We start from the raw sequence: 16,976 nt of genomic DNA, 5'->3' as shown, positions 1-16,976 counted from the left end.
GGACCGCTGACGCTGGGGAGGAAGGTTGAGGCGCTTATAAAGGCCCCCCCTTCGCAGGCGCAACAGGCGATCCCCTCCGATCAGTCCACCCAGTCGCGCTTCAGGGTGCGCGAGGCCCCGATCAGAAGCACCGAGGCCAGCAGATAGAAGCCCATGCCGGTGTAGATGGCCCAGCGCAGGCTCTCGTCCCCGAAGCGGGGCGCCAGCAGGTCGCTCATCCAGCCGAAATAGTAGAAGCCCACGGCGATGCCGAGCAGGTTGTTGATCAGCAGGAACAGGGCCGAGGCGGTGGAGCGCATGGGCGCGGGGACCAGATGCTGGATCGCCGCGGTGATCGGTCCCAGCCAGGCCAGATTCAACCCCGTGGGGATCAGGAAAATCAGGAAGGCCAGAGTCAGCTGCTGCACCGCGCTGCCGCCGCCGGGCAGCACAAGGCCGATGATCCAGGGCGAGTTCATGGCCGCGATGAACAGGGGCGCCGAGATCAGGAAGGCGATGGCCGGCGTCAGGGGATAGGCGCCCTTGCCGCGCTTCGCCAGCTTGTCGGCGATGGCGCCGCCCATCCAGATGCCCAAGGTGCCGCCGATCAGGGCGATGCCCGCATAGTACCAGCTGGTCTGCAGCAGGGTCAGGTCGAAGCTGCGCATGAAGAACAGCGGCAGCCAGCCGGCGATGCCGTAGCCGCACACCGACGACGACGCCGCGCCCAGCGCCAGCAGCCAGAAGCTCTTCTTGGGGAAGACATAGGAGGCGGTGATCCTGGCGACCCAGAAGGACACGCCGATGACCGTCGACAGCCCGCCCGCGAAGGCCAGCACCAGCGGATTGCCGACAGGCACGCCGCCGAACTGGGCCAGGCCCGCGAGGGCGAAGGCGACTGCGCCGGCCACCAGCATCAGACGCGAAGCGTTGAGCCCCACGCGGTTCGGCGCGGCGGCGACAGCTGGGGCGGCGGCCTGAACCGCCGCAGGCTGAACCGGGGCCGCATCCACGACGGCCGGCCGGGCGATGTCTGTGGCGCCGCGCTTCGGATCCCGCACGGTCAGGCGCAGCACCGGCGCCAGGAGCAGACCCAGCAGACCCACCACGATGAAGGCGGTGCGCCAGCCGTACTGGGCCGCCAGCACGCCGCCCACGAGGGTGCCCGCCGCGGTGCCCAGGGGAATGCCGAAGGCGAACACGGCCAGGGCGCGGGCCCGCTGGTGGGGCGGGAAATAGTCGGCCACCAGGGAATAGGCCGGGGCCACCCCGCCGGATTCACCGACGCCCACGCCCATGCGGAACAGGAACAGCTGGCCGAAGGAGCCCGCCACGCCGCACAGGGCGGTGAAACCGGACCACACGGCCAGGGCGCCGGTCATGATCCAGACCCGGCTGAACCGGTCCGCCAGCCAGGCCAGGGGAATGGCCAGGGTGGAGTAGACCGAGGCGAAGGCGATGCCGCCCAGCAGGCCGAACTGACTGTCGGACAGGCCGAACTCGGCCTTCAGCGGCGCGGCCAGGATGCCGATGATCTGCCGGTCCAGAAAGTTCAGCATGTAGACCAGCACCAGGATCGCCAGGACGTAGTAGCGATATCCCGGCTTCTCGATGCGCGCTTCGGCCTGTGCGGTCATCGGCGTCTCCCCTCGACTTTATCGTTGGCCGGAACGGTAGCGCCGTCCCCGCACCATGCAAAAGAAAAAGGCGGCGGACCGAAGCCCGCCGCCTGTGTCAGTCTTCGTTCAGACGATCAGAAGCGCATCTGCAGCGCTGCGGTCCAGGTGCGCGGCGGGCCGTAGAAGGCGCTGATGGAGTTGTCGAACAGCGCGCCCGGGAAGTTGTAGCCGCCCGTGCGGTACTCCTCGTCGGTCAGGTTCTTGCCGTGCAGGGCGAGCTGCCAGCGCTGGTCCGGCGTGGTCCACACCACCGACAGGTCCACCAGGGCGTAGCCCTCCTGGTCCAGGATCGGGTTGGGGAACTCGAACTGGCTGAAATCGTCGCGGTAGGACACCGACGGGGTGATCGCCAGTTGGCCGTCCAGCAGGTCGTTCGTCCAGGTGACGCCCAGGTAGCCGCTCCAGCGCGGGGAGTTCTGCACCACCACCAGGTCCGAGATGTCCTCGTACTGCATGGTGGTGAGGTTGTAGCGGATGAACTCCTCGAACTCGGCGCGCAGGTAACCGACGGCGAAGTTGGCGGTCAGGAAGTCCGTCAGCCACAGCGAGCCTTCGAACTCGGCGCCGTAGATGGTGGAGGCGCCCACGTTGTCCACGAAGCTGGCGATGCCCGTGGCGGTGGGCACCTGGGTGGTGACCTGCTGGTCCTGATAGTCGGAATAGAACAGGGCCGAGCTGAAGGTCAGGCGCCGGTCGAAGGCGTAGCCCTTCAGGCCCAGCTCGTAGCTGTCCACCGTCTCCGGGTCATAGCCGTCCACCGTGTCCGGCGTGGCCAGAGCGTCGCCGCGCATGTCGAAGCCGCCGGACTTGAAGCCCTGGCTGAAGGCCGCATAGCCGGTCAGGTCGTCGTTCAGGTCGTAGGAGACCGAGATGCGCGGCGTGAACTCGCTGAACGAACGGCTGTTCGTATACAGGGTGTTCTGAACCAGCGGGGTCGCCGCCGGGCCGCCCGTCAGCGGGGTCTGGCCCGCGCCCAGATAGGTGGCGCGGTTCACGAAGCCGGTCTTGTCGTCCTCGGTGTAGCGGGCGCCGACGGCCACGCGCAGACGGTCCGACAGATCGAAGTTGAAGTCGGCGAACACCGCATAGCTTTCGGTGTCCACGAAGCCGCCGGTGCCGATGCTGACGCCCAGGTTTCCGAGGACGGTGTCGAAGGCGCCCTCGGCGTGGCTGTCCAGATAGTAGACGCCGGCCACGCCTTGCCAGCGCGCGCCGTTGAACAGCAGCTGGAACTCCTGGGTGAACTGGTCGTCGGCGTAATAGGCCGGGATGTCCAGGGTCGGCGACGGGGTGCCGTCGAAGTCGATGACCGTGTCGGTGTATCCATCGCGGCGGGCCGTGATCGACTTGAAGGTCAGCATGTCGTTGATCGTCCACTCGGCGGTCAGCGACAGGCCTTCGGTCTCCACATAGTTGTCGTCGCCCAGACCCGAGCGGGTGTCATAGATGCCGGGCAGGACGTCGGCGCCGGGGGCCGCGCCCGCGACCTCGCGGTGGCCGTGGCGGGCGTTGGAGTTGTCCTCGACCCGATCCCAGGCGAAGCGGAAGAACAGGTTGGAGGTCGGCGCCAGTTCGGCGCTGACCCGGGCCGCGGTGACGTCCTTGTCATAGTGGTCGGCGCCGGTGGTGAGGTTCTGGCCGAAGCCGTCGCGATTGTAGCTGGCCACGGCGCCGCCGATGCGCAGATAGTCGCCGACCGGAAGCGAGCCAGAGGCGATCATGTCCAGCTGTCCGTCGGAGCCCACGGCGCCGCGCAGCATCAGTTCAGGCTCGGGGGCCAGGCGCGAGGTCACATACTTGATGGCGCCGCCGATGGTGTTGCGGCCGTACAGCGTGCCCTGCGGTCCACGCAGGACCTCGATGCGCTCGATGTCGAAGATGTCCAGCACCGCGCCCTGGGGGCGGGCCACATAGACGTCGTCCACATACAGGCCAACGCCCGGATCGAAGCCCCACAGGGGATCCTGCTGGCCCACGCCGCGAATGAACGAGATCAGGGTCGAGTTGGAGCCCCGGGCCACCTGGACCGTGGCGTTGGGGGTCTGCTGCTGCAGCACGGTCACGTCGGCCGCGCCGGTCAGCGCCAGCCGTTCGCTGCTCAGCGCGGTGACGGCCACCGGCACCTCACGCAGGGATTCCTCGCGGCGCCGCGCGGTGACGATGACCTCTTCCACCTGTGTGGCGGCGGGTTGTTCCGAGACCTCCTGGGCCTGGGCCACGACAGCCGGAGCGGTGAGGGCGCTGATGGCAGCACCCGTCAGAAGAGCGGATTTGACGAACTTGTTCATGGGTAGCCCCAACCTGTGTTTCCGATGACGACGCCATTTATTCAGCGTTCAATGATTTTCCGGGAACCTGATCGTCTTTTCCCGGTCTGTCAAATGGGGAAAGCGGCGGCGATGTGTTGAAACTCTGTCCTGTGGCGCCCGCGCCATGCGCCTTGGCGATTGCCGCGCCCGCATCTCCGGACTAGCGTCATGGCATGACCCGCGCCGCGACCGTCGCCACCCCCAAGACCGCATCCGTCAAATCCGCCCCCGCCCGGCGGGGCCGCCCGCCCAAGGACAAGCCGGGCGGCGAGACCCGGGCGCTGATCCTGGACGCGGCCGAAGACCTGTTCTCCAAGCACGGATTCTACGGCGTCACCATCCGCGAGGTGGCGCGCGAGGCGGGCGTGGATACCGCCCTGATCCACTATTATTTCGGCGCCAAGCGCGGCCTGTTCGACGCGGTCTTCATCCGCCGGGCCGAGGTCTGGAACAACGAGCGGGTGGAGGCCATCAACCGCTACGCCGCCGAGGCGGGCGAGGCCATGACCCTGGAAGGGGTGCTTGAGGCGTTCCTGCGCCCGCCGTTCGAATGGTCGTTGAAAGGTGGGCCGGGGTGGAAACACTATGCGGCGCTGGTGGCGCAGACCAACGCCAACCCGACTTTCGGGGGGGAGACCATGGCGCGCTATTTCGACCCGGCCATCCACCGCCTGATCGAGGCGGTGCGGCTGGTCCTGCCCGGCGCGCGGGACGTGGACCTCTACTGGGCCTGGCACAATCTGTCCGGCGCCCTGACCCTGACCCTGGGCGAGACCGGCCGCATCGACCGGTTGTCGGGCGGCCAGTGCCGGTCCGGCGATCTGGAGACCGCGTGCGACTATATGGTCCGCTTCGCCGCCGCCGGTTTCCGGGCGGTGTGCAGTCACTGAATCCCGTCAGACCCGAATCAGACTGTTTCTGCATTGCCCGCGCAACAACGGCCGTCGGGTCTGGACAGACGGCGCCGGCCCCGGCCTGAATGGGGGCGGGGGAATCGCATGTCCACACGCCTGAAACGCCTGATCACCGGGGACCCCGCCAAGGGGGTAGGGATCGCCGTGGCGGCCGGGGTCTTCCTGGCCCTGACCAACGCCTTCGGCTCGACGACGGGTCTGGGGCTGCGCCTGGCCTACTGGGTCGTGCTGATGATCGTGGCCGGACTCTGGGCCGAATTCTGCATGCGCACGATCCGGCGCCTGCCGGGCATGGAACGCTCCTGGCTGATCCGGTTCGTCGTTTCGGTGCTGGTCATCGGCCTGCCCCTGACCGTGGTCGTCTGGGGCGTGACCGGCTGGATATTCTACGGCCAGGCCTATGGTCCGGACATGTTCCCGGGGCTCGTCTGGCGGGTGCTGCTGATCACCGCGGTGATGACCGCCATCGGCATGGCCATGGAGCCGAAGACGGCGACCACCCATGCGGGCGAGGGGCCGCCGCGCTTCCTTGACCGCCTGCCGCCCCGGCTGCGCGGCGCCGTGATCCACGCTGTCCAGGCCGAGGACCATTATCTGCGCATCCACACCGACCGCGGCTCGGACCTGATCCTGATGCGCCTGTCCGACGCTGTCGCCGAGCTGGAAGGGCTGGAGGGCGCCCAGACCCACCGCAGCTGGTGGGTCGCCAGAGACGCCGTGCAGGACGTCAAGCGCGGCGATGGGCGCGCAACCCTGACGCTGGAGGGCGGCCTGATCGTCCCCGTCAGCCGCCGCCACGCCCGCGCCCTGCGCCAGGCCGGCTGGTATTAGGTCGCGACCCAGTTGCCGTGGAAGGCGGCGGGCATGGCCACGTCGGCGCGCCAGGTGCAGACCGGGCCGTCCTCCACACGCGCCATGTCCAGCACGTGCAGTTCGGTGACGCCCTCGCGCAGGTTGATGGTGGGGCCCACCAGCCAGGCATCCGCCTCGCCGCTCAGGCCCGGCTTGGGCACATGGACCATCTCGTCCACCACATGGCCGGCGCCGAAGTCATAGCCGTGGGTGCGGCCCTGATCCCAGTCGGTGACGCCCACCGCCGTGGCGAGGGGCCGGTCCGGCTCCTCGCCCAGTGTGTGCAGGCTGTAGCGCCGCCGCTGGCCCGCCCGGCGCGCATCCCCACGGGGGAACTCGGCCGCCGCCCCGGCGTGCTCCAGCCGCCCCTGACCGTCCGGCGACAGGGTCATCATGGCCAGCCGCGCCGGCGCGGCGCCCAGCGGCACGCCGTTCAGGATGTCCTGGGCGCCGTGGGCCGCGAAGTCCATGTCGGCATGGGTGCAGACGTCGAAGCGGATGATCCCGTCACCCTCCTCCCAGGCGTCGCCCAGATGGAAGAAGCCGAAGGCCGGCGCTTCGAACACCCGCCGGGCGTCCAGATCGTCCTTGTCGATCACCAGCACCTGGGTCCCCTGATCCGGCAGCCAGTCGTAGGCGGTGGAGACCGGCATGACGTTGCGCGCATGCACCCACGGCTGCAGCACGATCACCAGATGCCGGGCCGTGGCGGTGAAGTCGTGGATGTAGCTGGCGCGGGGCAGCGGGATCACGCGTGCGTCCTCCAGGGCCCCATCCGCCGCCAGACGCCAGACCACGGCCTGGTTTCCGTTCACGCCCAGATTCCAGATGCGGCCGTCCGGCTCGATGCGCGGGTGGGCCAGGAACGGCATGGACTTGAGGTCCGGGCGCAGGGTGACGAAGCCGCGCGTCTCCAGGGTGTCGGGATCCATGGCCATGGGCGAGCCCGCTTCCCACAGAGCCCACAGGGCGTCGCCCACCTTGTGCACCGAAGTGTTGGCCGGATTGACGTCGTCCACCGAACCGATCTCTGCGCGCGGGTCCGCCGCCGTGCCGAAACCCGGCATGACCATGGCGTCCAGCCGCGTCTCCTGACGCCGTTTGGGCGTGTCGGCGAAGCGGGCGGCCAGGGTGGCCTGACCGTCGTGGATGCCGAAGCGGCGGATCAGGCCGTCGCCGTCGAACCAGTGCTGGGACGACCCGCCGGGCCGCCGGAACTTGGCGGGCCCGTTGCGGTACAGCGCCCCGGACAGCCCCTCGGGAACGCGCCCGTGGACCCGCTGCAGAACGCGCGGGGCGATGTCGCCCTCCACGTCGGCGGTGGCCAGGGACCAGTCGGACGCGACCCGCATGGCGCGGGCGGCGAAGGCCGTGTCGGGCGTGATGGCCAGGGCCGCGGCGGCGGTCAGGAATGTGCGGCGCGAGGGGGTCATGGTGTCAGCTCCCGGTCCGGTTTCAGCGCAGGGTGATGGTCTGGCGGGTCTCGCCCGAGACGGCGAAGTGCGCACGCGCCCACGACGCCGGGCCCATGTTGCCAACCGCATTGTTGGAGAAACCGAAGGGCTCGGTCGGCATGCCGAAGGGATTGGTGTTCATCTCGCCGTCGCCGTTCACATCGTGAAAGGCGCGCAGGGCGTAATCGCCGGGGGGCAGGCCCTCGAACCGCGCGATGCGCTCGCCGCCGGCGATGTCGATCCGCACGCCGCGCACGGCCGGTCCCCCGCCGTCATAGGCCTCCTCGCTGTCGAACAGGGCGGCCATGACCACGCCCTCCGGGGCGCCGATGTCGAAGGTGATCTCGACGACGCTGGTCTCTGCGGGCTGAAGCGTCAGGGCGGCGGCCAGAATGAGGGCGGGGATGGAAAACATGATCGGGCTCCTGTGATGAAGACCCGTTCCCGGGCCTCCGATGGCCCTGTCATTCCGTGTGGAGCGCGGCGCCGCCACCGCCGATGCGTTCCCGGCCGCGCAGCCTTCGCCAACGACCACGCCCGTCCGTTCGCGAAGCGCGGATGAACGGCTCAGAACATTTGAAGGGGAGCCTGATTCACGGCATCGACGGGATCGCGACGCGATCCCGTCTCAACCGATCAGGCTCCTGCTGCGGTCCTCAGCACGCTCAGATACCCCGGGGCCGTCTCCATGCGCGCGGCCTCGGGGCGGGTGTGCAGCAGCCGGTGCAGCCGTGGCAGGCGCCAGCAGGGCACATGCATGAACAGGTGGTGCTCGGCGTGATAGTTGACCCAGTAGGGGGCGATCAGGGCTCGCTCGATCCAGCCCGCGCGGGTGGTGCGCGCGGCGCGGAAGGCGTCGTCGGACGATCCCTCGACACACGCGTGCTCGGCGATGTTGCGCAGGCGCGTGACCAGCGGAAACCAGGTGGCCATGGGCAGCAGCCACAGCACGAAATACGCCCACCAGACGCCCGCCAGGGTCATCGCCAGGAGCATCCCCGCATTGACCATCAGGAACGACGCCACCGACTTGCCGGTGACCACCGCGCCCTCGGCCATGTCTTCGTCGCGCTGATTGCGGAACGCGCCGATCAGCAGCATCACGCGCTGCTTGAAGAAGGTCTGGCCGGTCAGGTCGCGGATGATCTTGCGCCGCAGGGAGGCGCCGGTGACCGGGAACGGCTCGGACAGCACCAGATCCGGGTCCTCCGGCTGCTGGGCGAATTTGTGATGGGACAGGTGATAGGGGCGATAGGCGGCCAGGCTGGCCCCGATGGGCACGGCGCACAGCCAGTGGCCCAGGACGTCATTGAGCTTCAGATTCTTCGCCAGCGCCCCGTGGGCGGCCTCGTGCATCAGGATGGCTAGACCCAGCTGGCGCGCACCGATGATCATGATGGAGATCGGGATCAGCACCGGCCATATCACTCCGGCCGCCACGGCCAGGGCGATCACCGCCCAAGCGTGCAGCACCAGCAGCGGACCCCGCCAGTGACTGCGCGCCTGAAACGGCGCCCACTCGTCGGGCGTGAACAATCGGGTCGGGGAAATGCGCGGCGCGGCGGGCATGGGGTGATCATAGCGCGTTTTCCAAAAGGACGCGATAAGTCAGGCAATCCTGACGAAATGTCGTGTTGACCTGACATTTCCCGTGTGTCATGTAGACCTTACATCTGGTCAGGAGGACATGACATGACTGACACCGTCGCCGCCCACAAACGCTACCTGTTCCGAACCGCCGCCTTCATGGGCGGCTATGTGGCCATCAACCTCGCGGCCATCTTCGACGCGTTCGACGACGCGGCCGGTTGGGGCGCCTATGCGCTGGGGCTGGCGGTGGCCGCGCCGGTGGCGGGCCAGATCTGGGCCACCCTGATGCTGATGCGCGAGTCCGACGAGTTCGTGCGCGGTCTGACCGCCAAGCGCTTCATCATCTCGGCGGGCCTGGCCATGGCCCTGTTCACCGGCTGGGGCTTCATGGAGACGTACGGCGGCGCGCCCCACGCGCCCGGCTGGATGATCTATCCGCTGTTCTGGGGCCTGTACGGCCTGGTCACCCCCTTCGTCCGGGACTCGCACTGATGAAGAACCGCCTGAGAGTGCTGCGCGCCGAGAAAGGCTGGAGCCAGGCCGAGCTGGCGGACCGGATCGGGGTTTCGCGCCAGGCCATCAACGCCCTGGAGACCGAGAAACACGATCCGTCGCTGGATCTGGCCTACCGCATCGCCGCCCAGTTCGGGGCCGCGGTGGAAGACATCTTCGACAATCCGCACGGCTGACGCCGGCGGTTCATTCCCAAGGAGAAAACTGATGTTCAACGTACGCTCATGGAGCGGGCGGCTGGCCGCCTGCGCGCTGGTCGCCCTGTCGGTCGGCGCCGCTGCCGCCCTGCCCGGACGGGCCGAGGCCCAGATCGCCGACCCCGCGCCCGGGTTCACGTCCGACCGCATCAGCGTGGAGGTGACCGGAATCGGCCCCGACGTGGTCCTGATCCCCGGCATGGCCTCCTCGCGGGAGGTGTGGCGGGCCACCGCCGAGGCGCTGGCCGGGAATTACCGGCTGCATCTGGTGCAGCTGTCCGGTTTCGCGGGGCAGCCGTGGACGCATGGCGAGGGCGACTTCTGGCGCCCGGCCGTGGCCGAGATCGCGCGCTACATCGAGACGGCGGGACTGGAGCGGCCGGCGATCATCGGCCATTCCATGGGCGGCGCGTCGGGCGTGCTGCTGGCGCAGGAGCGGCCCGACCTGGTCGGCCGGGTGATGAGCGTGGACTCCCTGCCTTACTTCGGCGCGCTTTACGGCCCGTCCGTCACCCCTGAGACCGCCGCGCCCATGGCCGAACAGGCGGTCCGCGCCGTGCTCGCCTCGGACGACGACGCCTTTCGCGCAGGCCAGGAGGCCCTGGCCCGGGGCATGAGTCGCGATGAGACGACGCGGGCCGCCATGGTCGCGTGGTCCATGGCGTCCGATCGTCAGGCCATGGGCGCGGCCATGCGCGACCTGATGACGACCGACCTGCGGCCGGGTCTGGCGGCCATGACCACGCCGGTGTGGGCCGTCTATGCTGCTGACGCTGACGGCGGCGCGCCCGCCGCCATGGCCGACGCCATGTGGGCGCGGGAGTACGCCGACCTGCCCGACGTGCGGCTGGAGCGGGTGGACGGCGCGCGCCACTTCATCATGGCCGACCAGCCGGAGGCGTTCATGGCGCTGGTGCGGGCGTTCCTGAGCGAGTGATCCGACGGCGCCTTCGGTCATTCCTGAAAGCCTGTTTCACGGCATCGGTGGCACCGCAGCGCGGTGCCACCTCAACCGATCAGGCTTTATCGAGGCTTGATGTCGTGCGGCATGCGGATGCGCCGCCAGCGGGCCTCGACCAGGGCGAAGGCGCCGAAGGCCATGATGCCCACGGCCGTGAAGCCCACGATCCAGGAGCCGAAGGGCTGGGCCTCCAGCACCTCCAGCGAAGCGCCGAAACTGCGCGCCTCCTCGGCCCGTGTGCGCCATCCGGCCAGCACCACGAACATGCCCATGGGCAGATAGGCGAAGCCGCGCGCCGCATAGCCGGCCCGCGCCAGGGGCACGACCCGCCGGCAGGTCTTGCGGTCGCAGGCCAGTGAGGATGCGAAGTCGCTCTTCAGCCCCTTGATGATGTTGCCCACGCCCATGCCGAGAATGAACAGGCCGACACCGATCAGCAGCCAGTCGCCCCAGGGCATGTCCATGACGGTGTAGGCCTGCTGTTGGGCCTCGGCGCCGCCGTCGTCGGCCTGGACCTCGCCCACCTCGTCCATCAGCTCGAAGACCGAGGACGCCAGAATGCCGTAGAACACGCCACTGAGCGCCTGGCCGGCGCGCATGCCGATGGCCTTCGGGGACCAGCCTTCATGGTCCGCATCGGCCACCGACTGCAGCACGCGCCACAGGACGAACATCCAGAGACCGACCCCCAGCAGGGTCAGCCAGACCCGGCCGAAAGGCTGTTCGGCGGTCAGTTCGATGATCCCGCCCGCGCCCAGGCTGTCGCCGGTCAGGTTCATGGCGGCCAGCAAGGCGACCAGCCCCACATTGAAATAGACGAAACCGCGCGCGCCGTAGCCGATGCGCGCGGCCCATTCCAGCAGGGTCTGGATCGAGGGCAGGGACCGGCCTGTCAGGCGTTCGACGTGGCGTCCCAGGCGGCGTCCAGCGCGCGCGCCGAAGCGGCGGCTCTGTGCGATCGCCTGGGTCAGGGTCATGGGTGTTCGTCCTCCGTGCGCGGAGGCAAACGCCTGAGGCTTGCAAACGGCTCCGCCTATTCGGCGGCCTGAGCGGCGCCCGCGCGTTCGGCGTCGAGCTCGGCGGCCTTCTTCTCCACCAGCTCGACGATGTGCTCGACCATGCCGGCGTTGTCCTGCTTGTGGGTCATCTTGCCGGCCAGATAGACCATGCCCGCGCCCTTGCCGCCGCCGGTGAAGCCCACGTCGGTGTAGAGCGCCTCGCCCGGCCCGTTCACGACGCAGCCGATGATGGACAGGCTCATGGGGGTGGTGATGTGGGCCAGCCGCTCTTCCAGCACGCCCACGGTCTCGATGACGTTGAAGCCCTGACGGGCGCAGGACGGGCAGGCGATGATGTTGACGCCCCGGTGGCGCAGGCCCAGCGACTTGAGGATGTCGAAACCGACCTTGATCTCCTCGACCGGATCGGCGGCCAGGCTGACCCGGATGGTGTCGCCGATGCCGGCCCACAGCATGGAGCCCAGGCCGATGGCGGACTTGATGGTGCCAGTGCGTAGGGGGCCCGCCTCGGTCACGCCCAGATGCAGCGGGCAGTCGATGGCGTCGGCCAGCTGCTGGTAGGCGGCCACGGTCAGGAACGGGTCGGAGGCCTTAACGGAGATCTTGAACTCGTGGAAGTCCTCGTCCTGCAGGATGCGGGCGTGGTTCAGCGCGCTTTCCACCATCGCATCGGGGCAGGGCTCGCCGTACTTCTCCAGCAGTTCGCGCTCAAGCGAGCCGGCGTTGACGCCGATGCGCATGGAGCAGCCGTGGTCCCGCGCGGCCTGGATCACCTCGCGCACCCGGTCGCGCGAGCCGATGTTGCCGGGATTGATGCGCAGGCAGGCGGCGCCGGCCTCGGCCGCCTCAATGCCCCGGCGGTAGTGGAAATGGATGTCGGCCACCAGCGGGACGCGGGACTCCCGCGCGATGGTGCGGAAGGCGGCGGTGGACTCTTCATCGGGGCAGGACACCCGCACGATGTCGGCCCCGGCCTCCTCCAGCTGACGGATCTGCTCCAGCGTCGCCGCCGCGTCGGCGGTCGGCGTATTGGTCATGGACTGGACGCTGATGGGCGCGTCGCCGCCCACGGCCACGGACCCCACGCGGATCTGGCGGCTCTTGCGGCGCTCGATGTGGCGCCAGGGGCGGATGTGGCCCAGCTGGTCGGCGGCGTTGGACATGATACGCCCTAGATAGGCGATCGGGCGGCGCTATTCCACGACGGAAAGATGTCAGCCCGCAGGCTGTATCGTCGCGGCGGCGGCTGAGGCGGTCGCCTGCTCGGCCCGTTCGGCCGCAGCCTGGACCGCCCGCTCGGTTCGCGCGGCCGCCTCGGCGGCGGTGCGGCGGGCGGCGGCCTGGGCTCGGCTGTTGAGTTGGGACAGTGGGGTCAGGGCGGCGCCCAGGGGGCCGTCGTACTCGCCGTTCATATAGACCGCGAAGGCGTCGGGCTCGGAGACGTCCACGGTCGCGGACACCTCCAGCGGCGCGCGCCAGGCCTCACCCGCGGCAAGCTGCCGGGCGAAAAGGACGCGGCCGTCGCCCATGCGGACCACCAGGCTGGCGGCGCGCCGGGCCTGGATCACGACGTTGGAAGCGGTGGGCGCCGCGCCATAGGTGGCGCCGCGTGGATTGAAGGCGGCCTGGACCGGCGCGTCGGTGCGCGCCGCCTGGACGGCGGCTTGATCCTCAGGATCGATCCCTGTCAGCTCGGCCTCGAGGCCCGGCGTGATGTAGAGCGCGGGCACGGTCTGGTCCGGCGGCGCGGCGCGGGGCGCGCCCAGACGCACCACGCCGGGGGCCGAGCCCAGGGACCACGTCTCGGGCGTGTCGGAGATGGCGGGCGGCGTCGGCGCCTGCATCAGGCTGACCCGCTGGAATACGTTCCAGCCGACCACGGCGAAAACCAGCACGGCGGCGGCGGCGATCAGGCGCGGCGACCGGCGCCGGGCGTCGGTGACGTCCACACCCGTCGGAGGCTGCAGGCCCACCGGCGCATGCGGACTTTCGCGCTTGAAGCGTTCGGCCGCCAGCTGTTCGTCCAGTCCCAGGGCGGCGGCGTAGGCCCGTACATAGCCGAGGGCGAAGACCTGCGACGGCAGGGCGGTGAAGTCGCCTTGCTCGAGAGCGCGGATATAGCGGATATGGACGCGCGTGGCGGCGGATAGGTCCTCGATGGACCGGGCTGAATGCTCACGCGCCCGGCGCAGAGCTTCCCCCAGCGTGGCGGACTCGGTCAGAATCCGGTGCGGGTCGTTCCACTCCGCCTCGTCGTGTCGCTCGTCAGGGTCGAACCCTGCATCCAGCGGCATGTCGCCCGCCCCCATACTCGTACTGTTGATCGGTGGATGATCGAAACGCCACGTTCCCCGCGGCGCCCGATCGTGATCTCCCCCCGGAGACCCCCCGAACTCGTCCTGTGGATAACCCATTGACAGTCCCGGATCAACGTCTGGTTAACCGATTCGCGCACGGCGCGAGCGGCTTTCTCACAGAGCGACGTTCAACTTCCGGGCCAGAGCCTCCACCTCATTGCGGACCGAGGCCGAGGGCGCGCCGAGGAGACCCGCCACACCGCGCCGCGCCGCCGCCAGATCCAGCGACAGGATCATGCGCTTGACCGGTCCCACCCCGCCCGCCGGGGCGGAAAGCCTTGTATATCCAAGGGCCAGCAGCACCATGGCCTCAAGCGGGCGCCCGGCCAGTTCGCCGCAGACCGATACCGGCGTTTCGGTTTCCGCGCACTGGCGCTGGATGTCCTGCAGGGCGCGCAGGGTGGGCGGCGACAGCGGGTCGTACCGATCCGAGACCAGCGGATTGGTCCGGTCCGCCGCGTACATGTACTGAAACAGATCATTGGTGCCGATGGAGACGAAGTCGGTCAGCGGCAGCAGGGCGTCCAGGTGCCAGAGCAGGCTGGGCGCCTCGATCATGGCGCCGACCCGCAGGGACGCGGGCAGGGTCTTGCCACGGCGCTCGGCCCATTCGCATTCGGCGTCCATCAGGGCGCGGGCCGCGCGGAACTCGTCCACGGTGGCGATCATGGGAAACATGACCCGCAGCTCGCGCCCGGCGGCCGCGCTCAGCAGGGCGCGCAACTGCAGTCGCAGCAGGCCCGGCCGGTCCAGCCCCAGACGGATGGCGCGACGGCCGAGCGCCGGGTTCTCCTCGCGCTCCACCTCCAGATAGGGCAGCACCTTGTCGCCGCCCACATCCAGGGTGCGGAAGGTGACCGGGCGCCCTCCCGCCGCGTCCAGCACCCGGCGATAGAGATCGGTCTGGGCCTGAAGGCGCGGCAGTTCCTCGGAAACCATGAACTGGAACTCGGTGCGGAACAGGCCGATGCCCTCCGCGCCGGTCTCGTCCAGGGTGTCCAGGTCCACCACCAGGCCGGCGTTGGCCAGCACCGTAACGCGCACCCCGTCGCGGGTGATGGCCGGGGTGTCGCGCAGGGCCACGAATTCGGCGTGGCGCTGGGCCCGCAGCTGCATGCGCGCCTGCACCGCATCCAGCATCTCGGGGCGGGGGCGCAGGAAGGCCTCGCCTGACTCGCCGTCGGCGATGACCAGGTCGCCTTCGGAGAGGCGGTCACGCAGGCCGGCGAGGCGGCCGACACACGGAATCTGGAGCGCGCGGGCGACGATGCCCGCGTGACTGGCGGCCGAACCTTCCTCGAGCAGAAGGCCGCGCAGCTTGTCGCGTGGATACTCCAACAGGTCCGCCGGCCCCAGGTTGCGCGCCACCAGAATGGTGTCGTCCGGCAGCTCGCGCTGGCCCGGCTGGTCGCCCGCCAGCACCCGCAGCAGACGGTTGGCCAGATCCTCGAGGTCGTGCAGACGTTCGCGGATATAAGGGTCGCGCGCCTTGGCGAAGCGGGCGCGGTGCTCGTTCCTGACCCGGTCCACCGCCGCCTCGGCGGTCAGGCCGCCGCGCACCGCTTCCTCCAGCGACCTGTTCCAGCCCCGGTCGTCGGCGAACATGCGGTAGGTTTCCAGCACCTCGTAAGACGGACCCGCCAGACCCTGACCGCCCTCCAGCATGGAATCGATGTTGGCCTTCAGCGCCGTCAGGCCCAGCTTCAGCCGTCCCTCCTCGGCCACCGGATCGTCGGCCAGCAGCCGTTCGGGCGCCACCGGGGCCTCGTGCAGAACGGCATGGCCGATGGCCAGACCCTCCGCGAAGCGCTGGCCCTTGATGCGTTCAGGACGGTGGGGGGCGACCTCCACATCGCGCAGTTCGTCCAGACCCAGCAATTCACCAGAGGCGACGGTCTCGGCCAGGACCATGGCGATGGTCTGGATGTCCTCGACCTCGTCCTCGTCATAGCGGCGGGCGGCCTGGTTCTGGACCACCAGCACGCCGATGGAGCGGCCGCCGCGGAGCAGGGGGGCGCCGAGGAAGGCATGGTACGGGTCCTCGCCCGTCTCCGGGCGATAGGAAAAGCTGGGGTGGCTGGGCGCGTCGGACAGGCTGATGGGCTCGTTCAGCCGCGCCACCTCGCCCACCAGACCCTCGCCGGGCCGCAGACGGGTGTTGTGGACAGCTTCAGGGTTCAGGCCCTCGGTGGCGAACAGCTCCAGTTCGCCGGTGGAGCGGCGCAGATAGATGGAGCACACCTCGGCCACCATGGACGAGGCGATGGTCTTGACCACCTTGTCGAGACGCTCCTGCGCCGGGCCGCCGCCGGCCATGGCCTCACGGATCTGGCGCAGGAGGTTTCTGGGCCCCCTCGTCGTCAATCCGCCGCCCATGGGCATCACGCGCCTGCTCCCGCCATCCGATTCCGCCATAGCATATACAGAAGCTTCCCCGACGCGCACCCCGGCTAGTCCGGGGCGGATGGCGCCGGCGGCACCGGATCGTACCCCGAGCCGCCGAAAGGATGGCAGCGACAGAACCTTTTCATGGCCAGCCATCCGCCGCGCGCGGGACCGTGGGTGATCAGGGCCTCGGCCGCATAGTCCGAACAGGTGGGCAGGAACCGGCACTGCTGGCCGATCAACGGTGACAGGGTGACCTTGTAGCCCCGGTGCGCCAGACGGACGCCGCGCTCGTACAGGCTGGGGTCCACCTCTAGGCCGCGCCCGAAATGCGGGCGCGCTCGGCCTCGCGCACCGCGTCCAGAGCCGCTTCCACCGCCACCAGGGTCGAGGCGTGGCGGGCGGGATAGGCCGCCACCTGTTTCAGCATGCGCAGTTCGGCGAAGCGGCCTTCTGGGCCTTGTCCCCCTGACTTCAGCATGGCCAGCAGGGCGTCGCGGGCCTGTTCGATCTCGTCGCCGGTGGCGCCGATCACATGCTCGCCCAGCACCCCGGCCGCCGCCTGACCCAGGGCGCAGGCTTTCACGGCCTGGGCGTAGTCCGCCACGCGGCCGGCCTCGTCCAGAACCACGTCGACGGTCGCCGTCGAGCCGCATAGTTTGGCGACCCTCTGGCCCGTGCCCTGGGGCGCGGTCAGCCGCCCCGAGCGCGGCATGTTTGCCGCCAGCGTCAGGATGCGCGCGCTGTAGAGATCGTCGATCATGGCC

The 16,976-nt window shown here is 69.4% G+C and carries 16 protein-coding genes; 5 read left to right on the top strand and 11 right to left on the bottom strand.

Features of this window, described 5'->3' with window-relative positions; all coding sequences use genetic code 11:
• Positions 1-80: 80 nt before the first annotated feature.
• The gene (locus IWC96_RS09675; protein ID WP_021698628.1) at positions 81-1,616 is read right to left on the bottom strand and encodes an MFS transporter; all 1,536 of its coding nucleotides are present in this window, start codon (positions 1,614-1,616) and stop codon (positions 81-83) included.
• 116 nt (positions 1,617-1,732) lie between these two features.
• Positions 1,733-3,946 (bottom strand): TonB-dependent receptor, encoded by a 2,214-nt coding sequence (locus IWC96_RS09670; protein WP_196838806.1) that lies wholly within the window; start codon positions 3,944-3,946, stop codon positions 1,733-1,735.
• A gap of 194 nt (positions 3,947-4,140) precedes the next feature.
• Between IWC96_RS09670 and IWC96_RS09665 the strand changes: the two genes are divergently transcribed.
• Together IWC96_RS09665 and IWC96_RS09660 are read left to right on the top strand one after the other, a co-directional pair.
• Positions 4,141-4,857 carry a TetR/AcrR family transcriptional regulator gene (locus IWC96_RS09665; RefSeq protein WP_021698625.1) on the top strand — a complete coding sequence of 239 codons (717 nt, stop codon included), beginning with the start codon at positions 4,141-4,143 and terminating at the stop codon, positions 4,855-4,857.
• A 108-nt stretch (positions 4,858-4,965) separates the two neighbouring features.
• A complete protein-coding gene (locus IWC96_RS09660; RefSeq protein ID WP_021698624.1) occupies positions 4,966-5,712 on the top strand; it encodes a LytTR family DNA-binding domain-containing protein in 747 nt (248 codons plus the stop codon).
• Here IWC96_RS09660 and IWC96_RS09655 read toward each other — a convergent pair.
• From IWC96_RS09655 to IWC96_RS09645, 3 genes are all read right to left on the bottom strand, one after another.
• A complete protein-coding gene (locus IWC96_RS09655) occupies positions 5,709-7,166 on the bottom strand; it encodes a carotenoid oxygenase family protein (RefSeq protein WP_021698623.1) in 1,458 nt (485 codons plus the stop codon). The genes IWC96_RS09660 and IWC96_RS09655 overlap by 4 nt on opposite strands.
• Positions 7,167-7,188: 22 nt before the next feature.
• On the bottom strand, positions 7,189-7,602 hold the full coding sequence (locus tag IWC96_RS09650) for a DUF2141 domain-containing protein (protein WP_021698622.1): 414 nt from the start codon (positions 7,600-7,602) through the stop codon (positions 7,189-7,191).
• Positions 7,603-7,823: 221 nt separating this feature from the next.
• Complete coding sequence (locus IWC96_RS09645) at positions 7,824-8,756, bottom strand: fatty acid desaturase family protein (RefSeq protein WP_021698621.1); 933 nt, start codon at positions 8,754-8,756, stop codon at positions 7,824-7,826.
• Positions 8,757-8,879: 123 nt separating this feature from the next.
• Here IWC96_RS09645 and IWC96_RS09640 point away from each other — a divergent pair, with 123 nt between their 5' ends.
• Genes IWC96_RS09640 through IWC96_RS09630 form a run of 3 tightly spaced genes read left to right on the top strand, consistent with a single transcriptional unit; the run spans position 8,880 to position 10,424 of the window.
• Positions 8,880-9,269 carry a hypothetical protein gene (locus IWC96_RS09640; RefSeq protein ID WP_021698534.1) on the top strand — a complete coding sequence of 130 codons (390 nt, stop codon included), beginning with the start codon at positions 8,880-8,882 and terminating at the stop codon, positions 9,267-9,269.
• Positions 9,269-9,466 carry a helix-turn-helix transcriptional regulator gene (locus IWC96_RS09635; protein ID WP_045319386.1) on the top strand — a complete coding sequence of 66 codons (198 nt, stop codon included), beginning with the start codon at positions 9,269-9,271 and terminating at the stop codon, positions 9,464-9,466. Before IWC96_RS09640 ends, IWC96_RS09635 begins: the two co-directional genes overlap by 1 nt.
• Positions 9,467-9,497: 31 nt before the next feature.
• A complete protein-coding gene (locus IWC96_RS09630; RefSeq protein WP_021698532.1) occupies positions 9,498-10,424 on the top strand; it encodes an alpha/beta fold hydrolase in 927 nt (308 codons plus the stop codon).
• 86 nt (positions 10,425-10,510) lie between these two features.
• On the opposite strand, the gene IWC96_RS09625 is transcribed toward IWC96_RS09630, so the two are convergent.
• From IWC96_RS09625 to IWC96_RS09600, 6 genes are all read right to left on the bottom strand, one after another.
• Positions 10,511-11,425: a DUF1206 domain-containing protein gene (locus tag IWC96_RS09625; RefSeq protein WP_021698531.1), complete on the bottom strand. Its 915-nt coding sequence runs from the start codon at positions 11,423-11,425 to the stop codon at positions 10,511-10,513.
• A 56-nt stretch (positions 11,426-11,481) separates the two neighbouring features.
• Entirely contained in the window at positions 11,482-12,630 is a 1,149-nt protein-coding gene (ispG, locus tag IWC96_RS09620) for a flavodoxin-dependent (E)-4-hydroxy-3-methylbut-2-enyl-diphosphate synthase (RefSeq protein ID WP_021698530.1), read from the bottom strand.
• A gap of 51 nt (positions 12,631-12,681) precedes the next feature.
• A complete protein-coding gene (locus IWC96_RS09615) occupies positions 12,682-13,761 on the bottom strand; it encodes a helix-turn-helix domain-containing protein (protein ID WP_231378996.1) in 1,080 nt (359 codons plus the stop codon).
• Positions 13,762-13,938: 177 nt separating this feature from the next.
• The gene (ptsP, locus tag IWC96_RS09610) at positions 13,939-16,200 is read right to left on the bottom strand and encodes a phosphoenolpyruvate--protein phosphotransferase (protein WP_231379005.1); all 2,262 of its coding nucleotides are present in this window, start codon (positions 16,198-16,200) and stop codon (positions 13,939-13,941) included.
• A 74-nt stretch (positions 16,201-16,274) separates the two neighbouring features.
• The gene (gene yidD, locus IWC96_RS09605; protein WP_196838805.1) at positions 16,275-16,520 is read right to left on the bottom strand and encodes a membrane protein insertion efficiency factor YidD; all 246 of its coding nucleotides are present in this window, start codon (positions 16,518-16,520) and stop codon (positions 16,275-16,277) included.
• Positions 16,521-16,522: 2 nt separating this feature from the next.
• Positions 16,523-16,972: an iron-sulfur cluster assembly scaffold protein gene (locus tag IWC96_RS09600; protein WP_045319388.1), complete on the bottom strand. Its 450-nt coding sequence runs from the start codon at positions 16,970-16,972 to the stop codon at positions 16,523-16,525.
• Positions 16,973-16,976: the final 4 nt, after the last annotated feature.

It is taken from the genome of Brevundimonas sp. BAL450, from assembly GCF_015767455.1.
Taxonomy (GTDB): domain Bacteria; phylum Pseudomonadota; class Alphaproteobacteria; order Caulobacterales; family Caulobacteraceae; genus Brevundimonas; species Brevundimonas abyssalis.
The sequence above is the reverse complement of the archived record's forward strand: the minus strand, read 5'-3'. Positions and strand labels throughout refer to the sequence as shown.